This is a genomic window from Nocardioides sp. Z38_18 (genome assembly GCF_058215695.1).
Genome location: NZ_JBZAJE010000001.1, coordinates 1,361,450 through 1,381,502, shown reverse-complemented (window position 1 = coordinate 1,381,502; position 20,053 = coordinate 1,361,450). Strand labels below are relative to the sequence as shown.

Genomic DNA, 20,053 nt, shown 5'->3' with positions numbered 1-20,053 from the left:
AAAACCCCGCCGACCCGTCACATCTGAAACCCGAAACCCCGCCGAGACGTCGCGTCTGAAAGAGCAGACTTTTCAGATGCGACGTCTCGGCGGCCTCAGGAGTTTCAGATGCGACGTCTCGGCGGGTCCTGGGGCGGGGACCAGTCGCCAGTCCCGCACCTCCACCAACCGGCGCAGCTCCCAGTCGCGGAGCACCTCGGGCAGCGCCAGCACCACCGAGACCGCCAGCGCCACCAGCCAACCGGTGGCCGCCCCGTCACCGCGCTCGACGGCGTCCGCGGCCAGGAGCCCGACGAAGAAGGGCGGTACGACGAGCAGACCACCCGGCAGCAGCCGACGTACGGCCACCAGCTGCCGACTGAGCTCCGTGACCTGACGGTCCTGCTCGGCCAGCAGCTGGCCACGAGTCTCCACCGGCTGCTCCGTGTGCCTGCGGTTCATGCAGGGGTCACTTGATCTTGGCCGTGCCCTCCGCCTCGACCCGGCCGTCGTGCAGCAGGTCGCCCTTGGCGTCCACCGGCGTCATCCTCACCTTGAACTCGATCGCCGAGTCCTTCTGGTAGCGGAAGTTCTGCCCCCACGAGATCGACTGGCCCTTGCCGAAGGTGTAGACCGACGGGTCCTTGTAGGAGCCCGGCGCGAACGCGCTGTCGTTGACCTTCTGCTGCTCGAAGAGCGCCTTGTCCACGATGGAGTCCATGCCCTGCATGTAGGGCCAGTCGTCGTAACGCGCCTCGACCGCGACACCGCTGGAGCCGAGGTCGATGGCCTCGCCGTTGTTGGTGGCCACGTAGTTGACGAAGACAATCTCGTCACCCTCGGCGATGATCGGCTTGTTGTTCTTGGGGTCCACGAACTGGCCGGTCTTCGTCGCCTTCGCGGTGCCCACCTGGTAGACCTTCACGGTCACGTCGCCGGCCTTGATGGAGGCGATCTCCTCACCGGGCGTGGTGACCGGGTTGGCCCACTCCGGCTGGTCACCGCCTGCTGCCGGGGCCGCGTCCTCGGTCGGCGTGGGCTCTTCCGTCGGTGCCGTCTCCTCGCTCGAGGAGGACGCCGGCGGGGTGGTGTCCGCTTGCTTCTCCTCCTCCCCGCAGCCGGTCAGGCCGAGCAACGCGAACGAGGCGATGCCGGCCACCGTGGCTCGGGCCGAGACGGAAGGGGTACGGGTCTTGCGCATGGATCTCCCTCAGGTAGTCGAAGTTGACGGGGTCACCTTAGGAGCAATCGGGGCGTATCGGAGCTATGCCCATTTGGTGTGAAAGGTACTTCTTGGCGGGTTCTCAGGTTGGCCCACGAGCGGGCGCCCCGACCCGAGGTACGGCTGCAGTCACTTCCGCCTCGTCCCGCATCGAGAACGCCAAGATCAGCGCCCGCGGGACCGAGTCTTCTCCCCAGACGACCCGTCGCTCAGATCGCGGCGAGCTGCCGTACGGCGGACTCGATCTGGGCCGGCGAGAGCACGTGCTCGACCGCCATCGCGACCGCACCGCCGAGCGCGGCGCCTCCGCCCGTGCTGGAGGCGACGATCCGCAGGTGCTCGGTCGCGAGCGGCATCGAGCGCTGGTAGACCACTTCCCGGATCCCCGCCAGCAGGTGCTCCCCCGCGCCGGCCATCCGGCCGCCGATCACCACGACGGCGGGGTTGGTCAGGTTGACCAGGGTCGCGAGGACGTCACCGATGTGCCGCCCCGCCTGGCGGACGACCTGGATGGCTGCGAGGTTCCCGGCCCGGACCTGGTCGACCACGTCCTGCGGCGTCCGCGCCGTGACCCCGGCGAGGTTGAGGGCGGTCACCAGCGCCGGCCCGGCGGCCACGGCCTCGAGGCAGCCGCTGTTGCCGCACCGGCAGGGCACGTCGTCCGCGCCCGGCACGCGGACGTGCCCGAGGTCGCCGGCCGTCCCCTGTGCTCCCCGCTGGAGGGTGCCGCCCGAGATCAGTCCCGACCCGATGCCGGTGGCGACCTTGACGAACACGAGGTCCTGCACCGACTCGAAGGCCGCGCGGCGCTCCCCCAGCGCCATGATGTTCACGTCGTTGTCGATCAGCACCGGCACCGGGTGGTCGCGCTGGACCCGGCCCGGCACGTCGTACCGGTCCCACCCGGGCATGATCGGCGGATTGATCGGACGTCCGGTCGCGTGGTGCACCGGACCGGGCAGGCCGATCCCGATCGCCGCGAGCTCGCCCGGGGACCGACGCTGCCTCTCGAGCAGGCGGGTGACGCTCGCCGTGGCCCACGACAGCACCGCCTCGGGGCCCTCGGCGACCTCCAGCACCGTGGACACGGTGTCCAGGACCTCCCCGGACAGGTCCGCCAGCACGACGGCGACGTGGGTCGCGCCGACGTCGACGCCGGCCACCACCCGCGCCTGCGGGTTCAGCGAGAACAGCGACGGCGGCCGTCCCCCCGTCGAGGTGCCGCCCCCCACGGGAGCCACCAGGCCCAGGCGCATCAGCTCCTCGACCCGGGCGGCGACGGTGGACCGGGCGAGGCCGGTCGTCTGGGCCAGCTCGGCCCGAGTCCACGGACGCCCGTCGCGCAGCAGGGCGAAGACATCGGTGGCAGCGTGCACCGGCACATCCAACCATGACCAGACCACTTTGACGCTGGCTTGAGCAACTTTTGATTGGTCCTCGACAAAAGTATGTGACCGATGCCACAGTGACCGCGTGCACGCCGATGCCCCGCTCCCCCCGTCCACCACGGACGGCCCCGCGACGCCGGTACTGCGTGCGCGCGGGGTGACGAAGGCGTTCTTCGGCAACGTCGTGCTGGCCGACGCCGACCTCGAGCTGGTGCCGGGCCAGGTGCACGGGCTGGTCGGCGAGAACGGCGCGGGCAAGTCCACGCTGATGAAGGTGCTGGCCGGGGTCTACCCGCCCGACGCCGGGACCGTCGAGGTCGACGGGCGGGAGCGCACGTTCGGGCACCCGCTGCAGGCCCAGCAGGTCGGCATCTCCACGGTGTTCCAGGAGTTCAACCTGCTCCCCGACCGCACCATCGCCGAGAACGTCTACCTCGGCCGCGAGCCGCGGCGCGGGCCGTTCGTGGACAACGCCCGCATGCAGCGCGACACCGCCGACCTGCTCGCCGGCCTCGGAGTGGAGGGCCTCGACCCGGCCGAGCCCGTGCGCACCCTGACGGTCGCCGAGCAACAGGTCGTGGAGATCGCCAAGGCGATCAGCTACGACGCGCGCGTCATCTCGATGGACGAGCCGACAGCAGCACTCGCCGACCACGAGGTGGCCCTGCTCTACAGCATCATTCGCCGCCTCACCCAGCGCGGCGTGGCGATCCTCTACGTCTCCCACCGGCTGCGCGAGGTCTTCGACCTCTGCGACACCATCACGGTGCTCAAGGACGGCCTGGTGGTCGCGTCCCGGCCCGCCGCCGAGCTCGACGAGTCCACGCTGGTGCGGCTGATGGTCGGCCGCACGATCTCGGCGTTCTTTCCCGACCGGCTCCCCGGCACCGAGGTCGGGCAGGTGCGCCTGCGGCTGCGCGGCGCCGGCAACGGGTACGTCGACGGCATCGACCTCGACGTGCGCAGCGGCGAGGTGGTCGCTCTCGCAGGGCTCCAGGGGTCCGGCCGCACCGAGCTCCTCGAGGGCATCTTCGGGGTCCGCCCGTTCTCGCGGGGACAGGTCGAGGTCGAGGGCCAGCAGGTGAGGGTGCGCAGCCCGCGTTCCGCCGTACGCGCCGGGCTCGCGATGGTGACCGAGGACCGCAAGGCGACCGGGCTCGCCCTGAACCAGACGGTCGCGACCAACGCCCTCGGGGTGGTCCGGGCCGTCTTCCCCCGGCGCACCGCCCAGGCCCGGGCGGCCGTGCCCAGCCTGCTCTCCTCGCTGGAGGTCTCGGCCCGCAGCATGGACCAGGAGGTGCAGTTCCTCTCGGGAGGCAACCAGCAGAAGGTGGTGCTGGCCAGGTGGCTGGGCACCGATCCCCGCGTGGTGCTGCTCGACGAGCCCACGCGCGGCATCGATGTCGGCGCGAAGCGCGCGATCTACGAGGTGGTCCGCGAGCTCGCCGGCCGCGGGCTCGCGGTGCTGATGGTCTCCAGCGAGCTGCCCGAGGTGATCGGCCTGGCCGACCGCATCGTGGTGATGCGGGACGGACGCATCGCCGGCGAGCTCCCGGCCGGGTCCGGCGAGGTCGAGATCCTCAGCCTGGCCACCGGGGCCACGTCCAACGATCACTCCCCCGGCCGTGCAACCGACCAGCCATCCGGCTCCCCCGGCTCGCTGGAGGCGGAGTCGTGAGCGCCGCGGCCCCGACCCGGGCCCAGGACCGGACCACCGCGCACGCCTCGCGCCCGGGCCGGCGGGTCGGCACGACCGGCCTGGTCTACCTGGCCCTGCTGGGCGTGGTCGTCGTGGGCGCGCTGCTGACCGAGACCTCCGGGCGCAGCTTCTTCAGCACCGGCAACATCGTCTCCATCCTCACCCTGACCAGCACCCTGGGGTTCGTGGCCATCGGGCAGACCCTGGTGGTGATCGCCGGCAGCCTGGACCTCTCGGTGCCCTACGTGATCAGCCTGGCCAGCATCGTGGGCGGCGGCGTGATGGCCGGGCAGAGCAGCAACATCGTCACCGGGGTGCTCGCGGCCCTCGGCGTGTGCGCGGCCATCGGGCTGGTCATCGGGCTGATCGTCACCCGTCTCGGCGTGCACGGGTTCATCGCCACCCTCGGGATGGGACTGATCGTCAGCGGCTACCTCGCGACGAACTACCAGGGCAACTACGGCTCGGCCCCGCGCGACTTCCAGACCGTCGGCATCACCTTGTTCGGGCCGGTCCCGCTGAGCACGCTGATCATGCTCGCCTGCGCCGGACTGGGCGTGCTCCTGCTGACCCGCACCCGGTTCGGCCACCACCTCTATGCCGTGGGCGGCAGCCGCGAGGTCTCCAGGCTCTCGGGCGTGCGCGCGGACGTCCCGGTCGTGCTCGCCCACGTGCTCTGCTCCGTGCTCGCCGGCTTCGCGGGACTGCTGCTGCTCTCGCGCACCAGCGTGGGCAGCCCGACGATCGGCAGCCAGGGCGGCTACGACCTGATGTCGATCGCGGCCGTGGTCCTCGGCGGAACCCTGCTGGCCGGGGGCCGGGGGTCGATCGTCGGGACCATCGGCGGCGTCGCGATCTTCGCGGTGCTCGACAACGTGATGAGCGGGCTCGGGCTCAACTCCTTCCTCCAGGACGTCGTCCGCGGCCTGGTGATCGTCCTGGCGGTCGCGGTCTACGCCCGGCGGGCGATCCCGCGCAGGCCCACCCGGTTCGCGGAGGGCACCCGGCTCGAGGTGGCGCCGTGAGCGCGCAGGGCGCCGTCGCGCCCACCCGCCGGGGCCCGCTGCCGGAGCGGCACGGATCGCTGCTGCGCCGCTTCCTCGGCGGGGTGCTCACCCCCGGCGGCGCGGTGTTCGTCCTCGCCCTGGGCCTGCTGCTCGCCGTGGTCGCGTCGAACCCGAGCTTCGGTGAGCCCGACCGGCTGGTGCGGTTCCTGGCCCGCTCCGCACCGATCGCCATCGTCGCCATGGGCCAGTACTTCGTGATCGTCTCGGGCGAGTTCGACCTCTCCACCGGAGCCGTGATCACCACCCAGGTGGTGATGTCGGGGAACCTGATCGGCGACGACCCCGGGCGGATCCTGCCGGTCACGCTGGCGATGCTGGCCGTGGGCGCGCTCGTCGGGCTGGTCAACGGGATGGCGACGACCCTGCTCGGCGTCCCGAGCTTCATCGTCACGCTCGGGACGATGCTCAGCCTGTCCGGGCTGGTCTTCTACCTCACCGGCGGCGCCGCCACCGGCAACCCCACGGACAGCTTCCGCGACATCGGCCGTGGCGGGATCGAGGGCGTCCCGGTCGTCGGCCTGCTCCCCTACCCGCTGCTGATCCTCCTCGCGATCGCCGCGTTCTCGGTCTGGCTGATGGGCCGCCCGTTCGGCCGCACCCTGCTCGCCACCGGCGACAACCCCGCGGCCGCGGCGAGCAGCGGCACCACCGTGTGGTGGGTCAAGACGCAGGCGTTCATGCTGTCGTCGATGTCGGCCACCGTCGCCGGCATCATCCTGGTGGGCCAGGCCGGCGTACACCCCTCGGTGGGCCGTGGCTACGAGTTCATCGCCATCACCGCGGTGGTCCTCGGCGGCGTCGTCCTCGGCGGCGGCCGGGGTTGGGTGCTCTCCGCGGCCGCGGGTGCGATCGCACTCGACCTGCTGTTCACGCTGCTGAACTTCAACGACGTCCCCAGCACGTGGCGCGACTCCGTGCAGGGTGTGATCATCATCGTCGCCGTCGCCCTGGCCGGTCGTGCCTGGACCTCCGGCAACCGGCTCCCCCGGATCCTGCGCCGTCCCGAGGCCGATCCCGAGCCCGCCCCCACAGCTGTTACGGCCCGTCCATCTCAACCACCCGCCCGCCCGGGCACGAAACAGGAGTACTGACATGTCCATACGCACCTACCTGTCGCCACTGGCAGCGGCGGCCGTCGCCTGCCTGGCCCTCACGGCCTGCGGGTCGACCGACGAGTCCGCCAAGGTCGACTCGGACGGCTCGGGCGCCACGGGGACCGACCAGAAGAAGGGCGAGTCCGGAGCCGACTCCAAGTGGTTCGACCAGGCCGTCTACGACGAGCAGGACCAGCAGCGCAGCGCCACCTTCGAGGGTGATCCCGAGAAGCCCTACCTGCAGTACATCGACGGGGAGATGCGCGACACCTCGAAGTTCAAGTCCACCGGCGCCAAGAAGGCCTGCTTCGCGAACGCCTCGATCAGCAACCCGTGGCGCCAGACCGGCTGGATCACGATGAACCAGCAGCTGAAGGTGCTGGTGGACCAGAAGGTGCTCTCCGGCATGGAGACCCGCGACGCCGAGGACGACGACAACAAGCAGATCGCCGACATCGACTACTTCATCAAGGAGGGCAAGTGCGACGTCTTCATCATCTCCCCCAACTCGACGGCGGCGATGACCCCTGCCGTTGAGCGTGCCTGCAAGACGGGCAAGCCGGTGATCGTCTTCGACCGCGGTGTGGAGACCGACTGCGCCACCACGTTCATCCACCCCATCGGCGGGTTCGCGTGGGGCATCGACACCGCGAACTTCCTCGCCGACAACCTCGAGAAGGGCGACCGGGTCGTCGCGCTGCGGATCCTGCCGGGCGTCGACGTCCTCGAGAACCGCTGGGCCGCCGCCGACAAGATCTTCGAGGAGAAGGGGATCGAGGCAGTCGACTACTTCACCGGCGCGGACCCCGCGGAGATCAAGAAGCTGATCTCCGACGAGCTGGCCAAGGGTGACGTCAAGGGCGTCTGGATGGACGCCGGCGACGGCGCGTCCGCGGCGATCGAGGCCTTCGAGGACGCTGGCGTCGACCTGCCGGTGATGACCGGCGAGGACGAGATGAGCTTCCTGCGCAAGTGGAAGGACACCGGCCTCACCGGCCTGGCTCCGGTCTACTCGAACTTCCAGTGGCGTACGCCGCTCCTCGCCGCGCAGAAGATCTTCGCCGGCGAGGAGGTCCCGGTCGAGTGGGTGCTCCCGCAGAAGCCGATCACCGAGGACGAGCGCGACACCTACCTCAGCGAGAACGACGGCATGCCCGACGGCCACTACGCCAAGTTCGGCGGCGAGGACCTGCCCGGCTACCCCGAGGTGTGGCAGAAGCGCGTCATGCCCTAGGGCCACCGCGTGGGGCCGGCCGGTCGGAAGGGAGCCGGCCGGCCCCGCGCAGGCAACCGTTCCTCCAGTGACTTCTCGCAGTCACCGGGTCCGACCCGACAACCGCTTCGAGAGGAGGTGTCGCATGCGAGCCCTCGGCGTCAACACCTGGGTGTGGACCTCCCCACTCACCGACGCGAACGCCCCAGGCCTGATCGAGCACGTGGCCGAGCTCGGCTTCGACGCCGTCGAGCTGCCCCTCGAGCAGGCCGGCGACCTCACCGCCGCCGCCCTGCGTCCGGCGCTGGCGGCGACCGGCCTGGTGCCCTGCGTGGTGGGCGCGATGGCCCCCGGCCGCAACCTGGTCAGTGCCCCGCCCGCTGAGGTCCGGGCCACCCAGGACTACCTGCGTTCCTGCATCGACCTGGCCCACGACATCGGAGCGGCCGCGGTGTGCGGCCCGTTCTACGCGGCGACCGGGCGGGTGTGGCGTCTCGACGACCCGGAGCGCCGCGCGGCGGGGGCCGAGCTGCGGGAGAACCTCGCTCCCGTGGTGGAGCACGCCCGCGCGGCCGGCGTACGCATCGGGATCGAGCCGCTGAACCGCTACGAGACCTCGCTGGTCAACACCGTCGCCCAGGGACTCGACCTGCTCGGCGACCTCCTCCAGCCGCACCTCGGGCTGGCGCTGGACAGCTACCACCTCAACATCGAGGAGCGGAACAGCGCCGACGCCGTACGCCTCGCCGGGGAGCACCTCGTGCACGTCCAGGTGTGCGGCAACGACCGTGGTGCCCCGGGGGGCGACCAGACCGACTGGGTCGCGCTGGTCAAGGCGCTCGACGAGGTGGCGTACGACGGCCCGCTGGTGATCGAGAGCTTCACCGCGGACAACGCCTCGATCGCCACCGCGGCCTCGATCTGGCGACCCCTCGCCGCGACCCAGGACGACCTCGCGGTCGACGGGTTGCGCCACCTGCGCAGCCTGTCCGCTGCCGTGAATCGGGAGACCCGATGACCTCCTCCGTTGTGCCGAAGGACCGCACGGCGACTGGTGCCCTGGGGGTCGCCGTCGTGGGCCACTCCTTCATGGGCAAGGCCCACTCCAACGCCTGGCGCAACGTGCACGCGTTCAACCCGGGCCTTCCGGTCGTCGTCCCCCGGGTCCTGGTCGGACGCGACCCGGAACGCGTCTCGGCCGCCGCCGAGCACTACGGCTGGGCGGAGTCCTCCACCGACTGGCGCTCGGTGCTGGAGCGTGAGGACGTCGACGTCGTCGACATCTGCACCCCCGGTCACCTGCACGCCGAGATCGCGCTGGCGGCCCTGGCCGCGGGCAAGCACGTGCTGGTCGAGAAGCCCCTGGCCAACAGCGTCGCCGAGGCCGAGGAGATGGCCGCCGCCGCGCAGGCGGCCGCATCGCGAGGCGTGGTCTCCATGGTCGGCTTCAACTACCGCAGGGTGCCCGCTCTCGCGCTCGCGCGGCGGCTCATCGCACAGGGCCGCATCGGGGAGGTCCGGCAGGCCCGCGTCAGCTATCTCCAGGACTGGCTCGCGGACGCCGAGGCGCCGATGAGCTGGCGGCTGCGCCGCGAGACCGCCGGCTCCGGCGTGATCGGCGACCTCGCCTCGCACGCGGTCGACCAGCTCGGCCACCTCCTCGGACAGCAGATCACCTCGGTCAGCGGCCACGTCGCCACCTTCGTCCCCGAGCGTCCCGGCGACTCCGGTCCGGAGCAGGTGACGGTCGAGGACGCCGCGTGGGCGACGCTGCGCACCGACGGCGGCGTGGTCGCCTCGCTCGAGGTCTCCCGGATGGCGACCGGGCGCAAGAACGCACTGCGGCTCGACCTGTTCGGCACGCAGGGGTCCCTGTCCTTCGACCTCCAGCGACTCAACGAGCTCCAGGTGTACGACGCAGCGGACCGGGCCGGCACCACCGTGACCGCCGGGGACGCCACCGTTCTCGTGACCGAGCCCGAGCACCCCTACCTCGGGGCGTGGTGGCCGCCGGGCCACGTGCTCGGCTGGGACCACACGTTCACCAACCAGGCCGCCGACTTCCTCTCCGCGATCGCCACCGGCACCCAGCCGCGGCCCTCCTTCGCCGACGGCCTGGCGGTGCAGCGGGTGCTCGCCGCCATCGAGGAGAGCGCAGCCGAGCAGGGCCGGACCGTCCCCGTGCCACACTCCCCCGACCACGAGCCCGCCTGACCCGAGGAGGTCACCATGTCCCGCTCGTTCACACTCTTCACCGGCCAGTGGGCCGACCTGCCGTTGGAGGAGGTCGCCGGGCTCGCCGCCGGCTGGGGGTACGACGGCCTGGAGATCGCTGTCTCCGGGGAGCACCTGGACGCCTGGCGCTGGGAGGACGACGACTACATCGAGGAACGGCTGGGGATCCTGGAGCGCCACGGGCTGAAGCTGTGGGCGATCTCGAACCACCTCAAGGGGCAGGCGGTCTGCGACGACCCGATCGACGAGCGCCACCGCGACCTGGTCGGCTCCCGGGTGTGGGGCGACGGCGACCCCGAGGGGGTGCGGCAGCGGGCCGCCGAGGAGCTGCAGCACACCGCCAGGCTGGCGAGGCGGCTCGGCGTGGACACGGTGGTCGGCTTCACCGGCTCCTCGATCTGGCCCTACGTCGCGATGTTCCCGCCGGTCTCCGCAGACCGGATCGCGGCGGGCTACCAGGACTTCGCCGACCGCTGGAACCCGATCCTCGACGTCTTCGACGAGTGCGGCGTCCGCTTCGCCCACGAGGTGCACCCCTCGGAGATCGCCTACGACTACTGGTCGACGGTCCGGGCGCTGGAGGCGATCGACCACCGCCCGGCCTTCGGGCTGAACTGGGACCCCAGCCACATGGTCTGGCAGGGCCTGGACCCGGTCGCGTTCATCACCGACTTCGCCGACCGGATCTACCACGTGGACTGCAAGGACACCCGGATGCGGATGGGCGGCGGGCGCAACGGCATCCTCTCCTCGCACCTGCCCTGGGGCGATCCCCACCGGGGCTGGGACTTCGTCTCCACCGGTCGCGGTGACGTGCCGTGGGAGGACTGCTTCCGCGCGCTGGCCTCGATCGGCTACGCCGGGCCGATCTCGGTGGAGTGGGAGGACGCCGGGATGGACCGGCTGCACGGCGCCCCGGCCGCGCTCGCCTACCTCAAGGAGCTGGACTTCCCGCCCGCCACGGCCTCCTTCGACGCGGCGTTCAAGCAGGACTAGAGGCGTCCGCGGGTGAGCCCGATCAGCCGGTCGAGCACCTGCCCGCCACCGCTGCGCAGCCCGTTGTGGAGGTACTCGTCGGTGACCCACCGGCGCATCCCGGGCAGCAGGGCGGCCGTCTCCAGCGACAGCTCCAGGTCCACGAACGGGTCGTCGACGTAGATCGACGCGGCGCAGGGAACCTCGACCGAGCCGAGCACCTTGGCGTCGTACAGCCGCGGCCAGGGGTGGTCGGCGATCGTGGCCGCGACCTCCCGGTAGGGGCGCAGGTCGGCGCAGTCCTCGAAGTGCCACCTGAAGACGTGCTCCCCGGTGAGCAGCAGCGAGCCCTCACCGAAGTCCTCCGGCTGCATCCGCTCGGCCGACCACGCCGTGGCGCGGCCGTCGGCGTAGGAGGACTCGTGGATCACCGCGTAGAGCGGGTTGCGCCCGTTGAACGGCACCATCGACGCCAGGTCGTGGGCGAACGCCGGTGACCGCGGGTCGCGCTCGAGCAGGTAGTGCACCGCCTCCGCGCCGCCGTCCATCCCGAGCTGGTTGCCGATCGTGCGCACCAGCCGCGCGGTGACCGGCTCCCCGTCGCGACCCGGCACCTCCCCCGCGTCGCAGAGCTCGAGCAGGCGGGCCAGCCGGTCCCGGTCCGCGGGGAACTGCCGGTGGTAGCGCGCGTTCAGCTCGCGCATCGTCCGGTACGTCGCCGCGTAGACCTCGTCCACGGACCGGCCCACCGGCGGCAGCCCGCCGGTGAAGAACACCTCGCGCAGGCTCTGCGACGCAACGGTGAGGTAGTGCAGCGAGCAGAAGCCGCCGAAGGACTGTCCGAGCAGGCTCCACCGCTCCACCCCGAGGTGCTCGCGGAAGCACTCCGCGTCCTGCACGATCGAGTCCGCCCGGAAGTGGGTCAGCCGCTGCGCGTCGTCCGGCCCGACCCCCGGTCCGCCGTACGGCGTCGAGCGCCCGGTGCCGCGCTGGTCGAGCATCAGCACCCGGAAGTCGCGCAGCGCACGCTCCAGCCACACCGGGGAGCTGCCCTTCCCGCCGGGCCGGGGTGCCTCCTGCCCGGGACCGCCCTGCAGGAAGAGCAGGAACGGCCGGTCCGCACCGTCGGGGGCCGCGACCTCGCGGGCGAACACCTCGATCTGCTCGCCGTCCGGGCGGGCGTGGTCGAGCGGCAGCGAGAGCACATGGTCGGTCAGCACGAGCCCGGGGATCGAGAAGGTGGAGGCCATCCTCCGAGGCTATCGGCCGGTCGACGAGAACCTGTTCTACTCTGCCTGGATGCAGCTGACCGTGCACGTGGCAGCCGGCACCACCACCGTCGAGGCCGAGCCCCGGGGCGAGGACCTCGTGCTCACCCGCGACGCCGTGGCCCGCGCCACCGGGTGGGAGCCGAAGGACCACGGCCTGTGCCGCGGCAGGTGGGAAGCACCGAGCGGAGACCTCAGAGATCGGACGCGTAGTGGTAGCCGAGGAACGCCAGGGCGACGCCCAGCACCAGGACCCCGACGCCGTAGAGCGTGGCGAGGCCGTATCGATTCTGGCGGATGAGGTGGACGGTCTCGTAGCTGGCCGCGCTGAAGGTCGTGTAACCGCCCAGGAATCCGGTCCCGAGCACGACGCTCACCTCGGTGGAGGCGATCCTGCTCGCGACCAAGCCGGTGAGGAAGCCCATCACTGGCGAGCCGGTGAGATTGATGATCGCGGTCGACCAGGGAAAGGACGACGCCGAGGTCCTGGCCTTGAGCATCCCGTCAAGGACGTAGCGCACGCTGGCGCCGGCCCCACCGGCCAGCACCAGCGCGACGAAGAGCGCGGGCATCATCCGCGGGTCTCCGCGGTCGCGCGAGCCGCAGCCTGCCTGGCCGCGAGGGCAATTCCCGCGATCGTGGCCAGGACGCCGAACAACAGCGTCCCGAGGGCGTATGCCGCACCGACGCCGAAGCGGGAGTCCGAGAGGAGCACGGCGGTGTCTGTCGCCAGCGAGCTGTAGGTGGTGAGGCCACCGCAGAAGCCCGCGCCGACGAGCGCCCTCATGCGGGAGGTCGTGGCAGGAGCCGGGTTATTGCGGGTGAGCGCCTCGAAGAGATAGCCCAGCACGAAGGCGCCGACCAAGTTCATCACCGGGACGACGACCGGGATCCCGTCGGCGTTCGGGATCGCCAGCCTCAGTCCCTCGCGGGCCGCGGCTCCGACGACGCCGCCTGCGAAGACGAGACCGATGGCGGCCGCCTGCAGGTACGTGGGGCGGGCGCTCACGGAGGCAGGCTAGCCCGGCTCTCTCTCCAGGTCGATCCCGTTGCGGGCAGCGGCGCCCGTACCCGCGGGTTCACCCTCACAACAGTGGCGAACGCCTTGGTGCAGCTGCTGCTCTAGACCGCGCAGCGCTCGGATTGGAGCGTCCTTGTCGATCGGAACCGCCCGCGTAGCCTGATTTAGACGACACAGTTTTGCTTCTCGGGGGCCGATCCTTCATCAGGAGGTCTGCAAGACATGCAACTGACACCACCACGTGAGATCGACAAGAAACTCGTCTCCTGCCACGACGTCGCGGCAGCCTGACCGATGTTCACGCCGAGTTCAGTTGCCCTGCGTCACGACTCCCGGCACGCACACAACCACGTCGACCCGCCCAGACCTGAGCTAGAACGGTCGGCCGTCGAGCAGCGCACGTCTCCTGGTGCCACGGAGGAGCACCAGGCCTGAACGGCGAGCGCCCCGAGCGGGCGCGTCGTCCACTGCCGGCCGGCCCGGCGGATCGCCCAGTGCCGGGCGAACGCACACCCGCGTCCACCCGCGCACACGCACGCACCGATGAAGGGCAGAACACATGTTGGGGACTCCCGAGCACCACCGTGACGACGCGGAGATGGAGATCAACGCCGGTCGAGGGAGGGGCACCCCCACCACGACCCCGGTACTTGAGTTGCTCGCGAGCCTCCAGCTCTCCGACTCCGCCTTCCCCAGGGGCTCCTACAGGATGTCGCACGGGCTCGAGGGGTTCAGCCAGACGCACGCCGTGGACCAAGGCCGTGTCGAGGAGCTGCTGTGCGGACTGCTCCTGCACTCAGTGGGTCCAGGCGACGCCACCGCGCTCGCCCGGGCTCATCAGTCCGTCCTGAGCGGCGACTGGACCAACGTGCGCCTCGCCGACCAGATGCTGTTCGCCACGAAGCTGAACGCCGAGCTGCGTGGTGCGTCCGTCCGCAGCGGTCACCAGCTCACCGAGTTCGCACTCTCGGCATTCGGTGGGCCGGAGCTCAAGGAGTGGCAGCGCGCGATCACGAGCAAGGAGACGCCGGGCTGCCAGCCGGTCGCGACAGCGGTGGCGTACGCGGCGTCGGGAGTGAGCACCGAGCACGCCGTCGCCGCGGATCTGTTCGCGTTCGCCACGAGCTTCCTCGGTGCGGCACTGCGACTGGGGTTGACCGAACACCGGCACCTGCAGGTGGTGCTGCACGCCGTGGCTCCGGTCATTGCCCAAGCGACCACCGAAGCAGTCGGCCGCAACCTCGCAGACATGGGCGGGTTCGCCCCCATGGCCGACGTCATGTCCGCCGACCACGAGCGCGCACCGGCACGGCTCTTCCCAAGCTGAGAAACCACCACGCCGGTGTCGGAACCCAACGAAAGACAAGGTGGACCAATGAGCGAGAAACGTGTTGCGGATCGGCATCAGGGGCCCCATGAGCTCCCGCGAGAGCGTGTTGACCTAGGCACTGGTGCCACGCTGGCTGGCCGCGGGCCGGGGGTCGTGATGAGGACCGACCGGTTCCCGGGGACCGACCAGTCGCCCGAGCTTCCGGCGCAGGACCCCGAGGACGTGTCCCCGAACGACGGCCATCGTCTCGTCTCGACGCACTACGAGCCGGACCGGATTCCCCTCCAGGTCGCGCGGTACGTCGGTGGCACGGCCGCGCTTCCCGCCGGCAACCCGGGAAAGGTCGGACTGCTCGAGCTGGAGTTCGGCCGGACTCCGCACGGGACCGAGCTTGTCGAGCACCACCAGAAGGCCCCCTTGCAGATCATGCAGCCTCTCTACTACGACCCGGCGCGACCTGACATGCCCTACACCTACCTGATGTTGAAAGGAGCCGGCATGATGCAGGGCGACCGGCTGCGCACCGACATCGCCTTCGGCGCGGGTTCGTCGGGAAGTATCACGACCTCGGCGTGCACGAACGTACTCGGGATGGAGCGAGACCTGGCCGTCTCCCAGACGAACATTGCCCTCGGAGCGGACGCCTACGTGGAGTACCTGCCTGAACCCGTGGTGCTCTTCGCCGACGCGCGTCTCTACCAGCGCACGTGCCTGACCTTGCCTCCGTCGGCTACTGCGATCATCGCCGAGACGCTGGTCGCCGGGCGACTGGCCCGGGACGAGCGCCATCAGTACACGGTCCTTGCCTCCGACATCGAGGTGAGCCGGCCGGACGGCTCCGTGGTAGCGATCGACCGGATGCGCCTGAGCCCGGCCGACGGGAGTCACAGTGCCCTCGCCGTCCTCGACGAGCACGACGTAATCTCCAGGATGTTCGTGCTGACCACGACCACCTCGGTCCGCGAGGTCAGGGACCTGCTCCATGAAGTGCTGACACCTTGTGCCGAGACCGGAGTGGTGTTCGGACTCAGCGCCCTACCGGCTGACTCCGGCGTGTGGGTGAGACTCCTCGGCGACGACACCCGGTCCGTGACGGACGCGGTGACGGCGGCCTGGCAGTCACTGAGACTTCTGCTGACCGGCAACGAGGCACCCCTCGTCCGGAAGAGCTGATCGGACTCAGCATGAGGACACCCGGAGTGCACCCCCGACCTCATGCCCTGCGGCGCCCACCCGCTCCCACGCCAGCCAAGACGTGACGTAGTGCCGCTCGTACTCGACGACGTGCGGGTCATCGGCCGACGGGGGCCACTTCTCGAGCTCGAGCACCTCGACCTCGACGCCGGCGAGTGCGTCCTCATGGCCGGCGAACCCGGCCACGGTCACTCGGCGCTGGCCCTGACGGCGACCGGACGGCTCCGCCCCGAGTCCGGACGGATCAGGCTGGTTGCCGACGACGGGAGCGAGCGCCAGGTGATGGCGGAGCTGCGCAGGGTCTCCGCCGTGGTGGACCTGCCCGAGGTGTCCGCACCCGACGACGCGATGCCGGTCGGCACGGTCACCGCCGAGGACCTCGCACTGGCCCGCAAGGGGGCGACCCCTGCCGCGGTCACCCGGTGGCTGGAGCGGCACGCCCTGGGCCAGGTCCGGGATCACCGGGTGGACGCACTCACCGGCGCGGTCCGCACCAGCCTGCTCACCGCCCTGGCGGTGGAGCGCCGGGGCGTGCGCTTCCTCGTGCTCTCCCTTCCCGATCGTCACGGCGGGGAACCGTACGGGTGGTGGGGCATCGCCCAGTCCTACGCCGCACTGGGTTACGGCGTGCTGGTCCAGTGCGGCCGGTCCTCGGCCCGGGACCTCGGCGCCGACATCGCCCCGGCCCGTGAGAGTACGGCGGCGCGATACACCCCGGAGGAGGCACTGCGCGTGCGTCCCTCGATCGACGTCTCCAGCCTCGGCGTCCCGGTGTCACCTCCGCAGGACCAGTCCGAGGAGACCCGCCGACTGGACCTGCTGGGCTCCGGCGACCAGCGACAAACACCCCCACCGCAGGAGAGCAGGGAAGATCGATGATCGCGATCCGTCTGGCTGTCACCGAGCTCCGGCGGATCACCGCCGGGACGCTGCCCAAGCTGGCGATCCTCGCCATGGTCGTGATCCCGACGCTGTACGCCGGCCTCTACGTGTTCGCCAACGAGGATCCCTACGGCTCGCTCGACCGGGTCCCGGCCGCGCTGGTGATGCAGGACCAGGGCGCCACGCTGGTCGACCCCGTCACCCGGACCTCCAAGGAGGTGCACTACGGCCAGCAGGTGGCCGACCGCCTCCTCGACGGCAACGGTGGATTCGGCTGGCAGGAGACCTCGCAGCAGGAGGCCGAGTCGGGGGTGCGCACGGGCCGCTACGACGCGGTGCTCGTCATCGGCCCCCAGTTCTCCGAGGACCTCACCTCCGTTGCGCGCTACCAGCCCCACCAGGCGAGCCTGGAGCTGATCACCAACGACGCCAACAACTACCTCGCCACCACCCTGGCCAAGACGGCCGCCGAGGACGTGCGCAACGCGATCGCGCGTCAGGTCGGCACTACGTCGGCGGACACCTTCCTGCGTGGGCTCGACGTGGTCCACACCGATCTGCAACGAGGGGCGAGAGGCGCGCAGCAGCTGGTCGCAGGAAGTGTCCGGCTCACTCGGGCGACCGACGAGCTCGTGGGCGGGACCGCCAGCCTGGCCAGCGGCGCCGGTGAGACGGCGAGCGGGGCGAGCGGCCTCGCGGCGGGGGCCGACCGGCTCTCCGGCGCGAGCTACGAGCTCAGCAACGGCACCGCGACCCTGGCCGACGGGCTCGACACCCTGCAGCGGCGTACCGCCGTGCTGCCCTCCGACACGCGACGGCTGGCCAACGGAGCAGCACAGGTGGCCGCGGGCAACGCCCGCGTCGCCGCGATCGGGAGACAGTCCGCCGCCGCCGTGCGCGCCGTGGTGGGCCAGCTCGACGGCTCGATCGCCGAGCTGGTCTCCGGGCTGCAGCTCCTGGTCCGGCAGGGCGCCCTCACCCAGGCCCAGGCGGCAGAGCTGTCCCGGCTCTTCGAGGACACCCGCGCCGGCGCGGCAAACGCGGTGGGGACCGCGGACAGCGCGGCGAGCGAGCTCGGCGCGCTGAGCACGGGCTCGCAGCAGGTCGCCAGCGGCGCGGACCGGTTGGCCGACGCTGCGCCGACCCTCGCGCGGGGCGTCGCCACCGCTGCGTCGGGTGGCTCCCGGGTCGCGTCCGGCAGCTCACAGCTGGCGAACGGGGCGAGCACCCTGGCCGGCGACAGCGCCCGGCTCGCCTCCGGCACGGCACAGGTCTCCGAGGGCGCGCGTCGCCTCGCCGGGTCGAGCATCGCCCTGCGCGACGGCAGCCGCCGGCTGCAGGCCGGCATGACTCAGCTCGGCAACGGGCTCCGCGCGGGCGCGCAGAAGGTGCCGGACCTCTCCGCGTCGACCCAGCGCGCCACGGCGCGCACGATCGCCGACCCCGTCGGGGTCCGCGACGACACCCTCGCCCGCGCCGGTTCCTACGGTGCCGGGCTCGCGCCCTTCTTCATGTCTCTGGCCACGTGGATCGGCGCCTACATGCTGTTCCTGCTGGTGCGCCCGCTCTCGAGGCGCGCCCTCGCGGCGAACGGCCCCTCGGGCAGGACGGCGCTGGGGGGCCTGCTCCCCCCGGTGGTCGTCGGCATCCTCCAGGTCGCGGTCATGTTCGCGATCGTCGGGTTCGCGCTCAGGATCGACCCGGTCGACAAGCTGTTGACCGCGCTGCTCCTGCTGGTGGCCTCGGCGACGTTCGTGGCGATCCTGCAGGCGCTCAACGCCTGGCTCGGCACGGTCGGGGAGTTCCTGGGCCTGGTCCTGATGCTGGTCCAGCTGGTCACCGCAGGGGGCACCTTCCCGTGGGAGACGATCCCCGAACCGCTGCGATCACTGCACTGGGCCCTGCCGATGAGCTATGCGGTCAACGGGCTGCGCCAGACCCTGTACGGCGGGCAGGCCCTGACCGTCGCACGGGACCTGGGAGTGCTGTTCGGCGTGTTCCTGCTCGCCCTGCTGGCGACCGCCGTCGCCGCCCGCCGCCAGCGGGTGTGGACGCCGAACCGCCTCCAGCCGGAGCTGGTGCTGTGACCGTCCCGGCGCCGCGCTGCTAGCGGGCGAGCAGCGCGAGGGCGCTCAGGCCCACCAGCCAGCTGACGAAGCTGCCCACCAGGAAGTACTCCGTGAGCCGGTGGATCCACTGCTGCTCGGACCTGGAGTGCAGCTCGGGCCACCGCAGCAGCCCCTTGGCCGCGATCACGATGCTGGCGGCGGTCAGCTGGCCCGAGAGACCCAGCCCGAGGATGAGCAGCCGTTCCATCGGGCCGAGCAGGCGTCCCCCCTTGAGCCGCTGCCCGGGGTCCTCGACCGTGTCCTGCACGGCCGGGTTCACGGTGCCGGTGACCGCCAGCACCAGTCGCACCACCACGTTGCCGGTGCTCAGCTGCACCAGGAACGCCCCGGTCAGGAGCAGCGCCCGGTCGGCGCTGGTCCCGTGCACGGCGGGCAGCTGGGTCTGGGCCAGCCACTCCCCCAGCAGGCCGCCGGCCTGGCCGGCCCACGCCGAGGTGAACAACCCGAGCAGCAGCGAGCCACCGAGCACCGTCAGCGGGACCCACGCCCGCCCCCGGTGGCGGGACCGGTCCACGGTCTGGCCCCAGAGCACCACCAGGGCCGTGATCACGACCAGCGCGCCCACGTCGGCCGGAGTGGTGAGCCCGGCGAGGAGGCCGACCCCCACCGCCACCGCGGCAGCGGCGCACTCGTTGACCACCGGGACCGGACGCACCGAGCGGGCGAGGTCGCACACGGCCACCCCGATCAACAGCACCGCGATCCAGCTCACGTGACACCTCTCAGCAGCTGGCCGGCCGCGAGGATCACGGCCAGCCCGTCGTTGCGCACCCGCTGCGACACGGCCGAGGCGGAGATGCCCTCGAGGTCGGCGAGCTCGGCCTGGCTGTGCCCCTCGAGGGCTCCTCGGAGCAGCCGCAGCGATCGCTCCGAGACGGAGCCAATCATCTGGTCCTGACACATCAGGGCCGCGTTCACCGCATCGGGGTCGGGTCCCGCGGTGCGGTCGGCGCGGCGGTACGCCGTACGCAGCAACCGGGTACCCGGCCTGGAGGCGTCGGTCCTGACCTCGTCGATGGCTCCGCGGGCGGCCCACCAGCCCGGCCCATCCTCCACCCGGGGCGAGTCGGCGAGGACCGCCACCGGCCCCCACCCCACACCGTGGCGCACGTCGAAGGGCAGGTGCAGCCGCAGCCACAAGGTGGCGTGCAGCGCCTCCCCCACGGTCTCGAAGCATCCCTGGTACTCGTCGCCGACCGTGATCCGCAGGGGCACCGCCGGGTCAAGGACCGCGTTCGCCTGGTCCAGGACCGAGACGAGCCCGGCGTGCAGCTGCGGGCGGTCGGTCACCTCGCGCGAGCCCACCACGTCACCGATCAGGGCCGCCAGTGAAGTTCCGGGCTTCAGATCCTGCATC

19 protein-coding genes are annotated in these 20,053 nt (G+C 71.4%); 11 read left to right on the top strand and 8 right to left on the bottom strand.

From position 1 onward, the window contains the following. Positions 1–72: 72 nt before the first annotated feature. The 3 genes from AC4BGC_RS06540 to AC4BGC_RS06530 form a co-directional block, all read right to left on the bottom strand. Positions 73–441, bottom strand: coding sequence for a hypothetical protein (locus AC4BGC_RS06540; RefSeq protein ID WP_490554883.1), 369 nt, complete (start codon positions 439–441; stop codon positions 73–75). A 7-nt stretch (positions 442–448) separates the two neighbouring features. After that, a complete protein-coding gene (locus AC4BGC_RS06535) occupies positions 449–1,180 on the bottom strand; it encodes a hypothetical protein (RefSeq protein ID WP_490554882.1) in 732 nt (243 codons plus the stop codon). A 230-nt stretch (positions 1,181–1,410) separates the two neighbouring features. Next, positions 1,411–2,577: an ROK family transcriptional regulator gene (locus AC4BGC_RS06530; RefSeq protein ID WP_490554881.1), complete on the bottom strand. Its 1,167-nt coding sequence runs from the start codon at positions 2,575–2,577 to the stop codon at positions 1,411–1,413. 97 nt (positions 2,578–2,674) lie between these two features. Between AC4BGC_RS06530 and AC4BGC_RS06525 the strand changes: the two genes are divergently transcribed. The 7 genes from AC4BGC_RS06525 to AC4BGC_RS06495 all read left to right on the top strand — a co-directional run bounded on the left by AC4BGC_RS06525 (position 2,675) and on the right by AC4BGC_RS06495 (position 10,893). Then, on the top strand, positions 2,675–4,267 hold the full coding sequence (locus tag AC4BGC_RS06525) for a sugar ABC transporter ATP-binding protein (RefSeq protein WP_490554880.1): 1,593 nt from the start codon (positions 2,675–2,677) through the stop codon (positions 4,265–4,267). Then, positions 4,264–5,313, top strand: a complete 1,050-nt coding sequence (locus tag AC4BGC_RS06520; protein WP_490554879.1) for an ABC transporter permease — start codon at positions 4,264–4,266, stop codon at positions 5,311–5,313. Before AC4BGC_RS06525 ends, AC4BGC_RS06520 begins: the two co-directional genes overlap by 4 nt. Continuing rightward, positions 5,310–6,446 carry an ABC transporter permease gene (locus AC4BGC_RS06515; RefSeq protein WP_490554878.1) on the top strand — a complete coding sequence of 379 codons (1,137 nt, stop codon included), beginning with the start codon at positions 5,310–5,312 and terminating at the stop codon, positions 6,444–6,446. Before AC4BGC_RS06520 ends, AC4BGC_RS06515 begins: the two co-directional genes overlap by 4 nt. 1 nt (position 6,447) lies before the next feature. Beyond that, positions 6,448–7,683 (top strand): substrate-binding domain-containing protein, encoded by a 1,236-nt coding sequence (locus AC4BGC_RS06510; protein ID WP_490554877.1) that lies wholly within the window; start codon positions 6,448–6,450, stop codon positions 7,681–7,683. Between the two features lie 124 nt (positions 7,684–7,807). Continuing rightward, the gene (locus AC4BGC_RS06505) at positions 7,808–8,680 is read left to right on the top strand and encodes a sugar phosphate isomerase/epimerase family protein (RefSeq protein WP_490554876.1); all 873 of its coding nucleotides are present in this window, start codon (positions 7,808–7,810) and stop codon (positions 8,678–8,680) included. Continuing rightward, complete coding sequence (locus AC4BGC_RS06500) at positions 8,677–9,876, top strand: Gfo/Idh/MocA family protein (protein ID WP_490554875.1); 1,200 nt, start codon at positions 8,677–8,679, stop codon at positions 9,874–9,876. Before AC4BGC_RS06505 ends, AC4BGC_RS06500 begins: the two co-directional genes overlap by 4 nt. A 15-nt stretch (positions 9,877–9,891) precedes the next feature. After that, positions 9,892–10,893: a sugar phosphate isomerase/epimerase family protein gene (locus tag AC4BGC_RS06495; protein ID WP_490554874.1), complete on the top strand. Its 1,002-nt coding sequence runs from the start codon at positions 9,892–9,894 to the stop codon at positions 10,891–10,893. Here AC4BGC_RS06495 and AC4BGC_RS06490 read toward each other — a convergent pair. The 3 genes from AC4BGC_RS06490 to AC4BGC_RS06480 all read right to left on the bottom strand — a co-directional run bounded on the left by AC4BGC_RS06490 (position 10,890) and on the right by AC4BGC_RS06480 (position 13,149). Continuing rightward, positions 10,890–12,122 (bottom strand): alpha/beta fold hydrolase, encoded by a 1,233-nt coding sequence (locus tag AC4BGC_RS06490; protein ID WP_490554873.1) that lies wholly within the window; start codon positions 12,120–12,122, stop codon positions 10,890–10,892. The two genes, AC4BGC_RS06495 and AC4BGC_RS06490, sit on opposite strands and share 4 nt — an antisense overlap. A gap of 212 nt (positions 12,123–12,334) precedes the next feature. Further along, on the bottom strand, positions 12,335–12,715 hold the full coding sequence (gene crcB / locus AC4BGC_RS06485; protein ID WP_490554872.1) for a fluoride efflux transporter CrcB: 381 nt from the start codon (positions 12,713–12,715) through the stop codon (positions 12,335–12,337). Continuing rightward, on the bottom strand, positions 12,712–13,149 hold the full coding sequence (locus AC4BGC_RS06480; protein WP_490554871.1) for a fluoride efflux transporter FluC: 438 nt from the start codon (positions 13,147–13,149) through the stop codon (positions 12,712–12,714). Before AC4BGC_RS06480 ends, crcB begins: the two co-directional genes overlap by 4 nt. A 571-nt stretch (positions 13,150–13,720) precedes the next feature. Between AC4BGC_RS06480 and AC4BGC_RS06475 the strand changes: the two genes are divergently transcribed. The 4 genes from AC4BGC_RS06475 (at position 13,721) to AC4BGC_RS06460 (ending at position 18,654) form a co-directional block, all read left to right on the top strand. Further along, the gene (locus AC4BGC_RS06475; protein ID WP_490554870.1) at positions 13,721–14,488 is read left to right on the top strand and encodes an urease accessory protein UreF; all 768 of its coding nucleotides are present in this window, start codon (positions 13,721–13,723) and stop codon (positions 14,486–14,488) included. Positions 14,489–14,647: 159 nt separating this feature from the next. Next, the gene (locus AC4BGC_RS06470; RefSeq protein ID WP_490554869.1) at positions 14,648–15,664 is read left to right on the top strand and encodes an urease accessory protein UreD; all 1,017 of its coding nucleotides are present in this window, start codon (positions 14,648–14,650) and stop codon (positions 15,662–15,664) included. Between the two features lie 90 nt (positions 15,665–15,754). Next, positions 15,755–16,564 (top strand): ATP-binding cassette domain-containing protein, encoded by an 810-nt coding sequence (locus tag AC4BGC_RS06465; protein ID WP_490554868.1) that lies wholly within the window; start codon positions 15,755–15,757, stop codon positions 16,562–16,564. Beyond that, the gene (locus AC4BGC_RS06460) at positions 16,561–18,654 is read left to right on the top strand and encodes a YhgE/Pip domain-containing protein (protein WP_490554867.1); all 2,094 of its coding nucleotides are present in this window, start codon (positions 16,561–16,563) and stop codon (positions 18,652–18,654) included. Before AC4BGC_RS06465 ends, AC4BGC_RS06460 begins: the two co-directional genes overlap by 4 nt. 19 nt (positions 18,655–18,673) lie before the next feature. On the opposite strand, the gene AC4BGC_RS06455 is transcribed toward AC4BGC_RS06460, so the two are convergent. Together AC4BGC_RS06455 and AC4BGC_RS06450 are read right to left on the bottom strand one after the other, a co-directional pair. After that, positions 18,674–19,408: a hypothetical protein gene (locus tag AC4BGC_RS06455; RefSeq protein ID WP_490554866.1), complete on the bottom strand. Its 735-nt coding sequence runs from the start codon at positions 19,406–19,408 to the stop codon at positions 18,674–18,676. Continuing rightward, positions 19,405–20,052 carry a SatD family protein gene (locus tag AC4BGC_RS06450; RefSeq protein ID WP_490554865.1) on the bottom strand — a complete coding sequence of 216 codons (648 nt, stop codon included), beginning with the start codon at positions 20,050–20,052 and terminating at the stop codon, positions 19,405–19,407. The genes AC4BGC_RS06455 and AC4BGC_RS06450 overlap by 4 nt, the downstream gene beginning before the upstream one ends. Between the last annotated feature and the right edge of the window lies 1 nt (position 20,053).

Coding starts and splice junctions, on each gene's coding strand:
- AC4BGC_RS06540 (WP_490554883.1), bottom strand. CDS start 441: ATGAACCGCAGGCACACGGAGCAGCCGGTGGAGACTCGTGGCCAGCTG.
- AC4BGC_RS06535 (WP_490554882.1), bottom strand. CDS start 1,180: ATGCGCAAGACCCGTACCCCTTCCGTCTCGGCCCGAGCCACGGTGGCC.
- AC4BGC_RS06490 (WP_490554873.1), bottom strand. CDS start 12,122: ATGGCCTCCACCTTCTCGATCCCCGGGCTCGTGCTGACCGACCATGTG.
- AC4BGC_RS06505 (WP_490554876.1), top strand. CDS start 7,808: ATGCGAGCCCTCGGCGTCAACACCTGGGTGTGGACCTCCCCACTCACC.
- AC4BGC_RS06460 (WP_490554867.1), top strand. CDS start 16,561: ATGATCGCGATCCGTCTGGCTGTCACCGAGCTCCGGCGGATCACCGCC.
- AC4BGC_RS06475 (WP_490554870.1), top strand. CDS start 13,721: ATGTTGGGGACTCCCGAGCACCACCGTGACGACGCGGAGATGGAGATC.
- AC4BGC_RS06470 (WP_490554869.1), top strand. CDS start 14,648: ATGAGGACCGACCGGTTCCCGGGGACCGACCAGTCGCCCGAGCTTCCG.
- crcB (WP_490554872.1), bottom strand. CDS start 12,715: ATGATGCCCGCGCTCTTCGTCGCGCTGGTGCTGGCCGGTGGGGCCGGC.
- AC4BGC_RS06500 (WP_490554875.1), top strand. CDS start 8,677: ATGACCTCCTCCGTTGTGCCGAAGGACCGCACGGCGACTGGTGCCCTG.
- AC4BGC_RS06510 (WP_490554877.1), top strand. CDS start 6,448: ATGTCCATACGCACCTACCTGTCGCCACTGGCAGCGGCGGCCGTCGCC.
- AC4BGC_RS06495 (WP_490554874.1), top strand. CDS start 9,892: ATGTCCCGCTCGTTCACACTCTTCACCGGCCAGTGGGCCGACCTGCCG.
- AC4BGC_RS06450 (WP_490554865.1), bottom strand. CDS start 20,052: ATGCAGGATCTGAAGCCCGGAACTTCACTGGCGGCCCTGATCGGTGAC.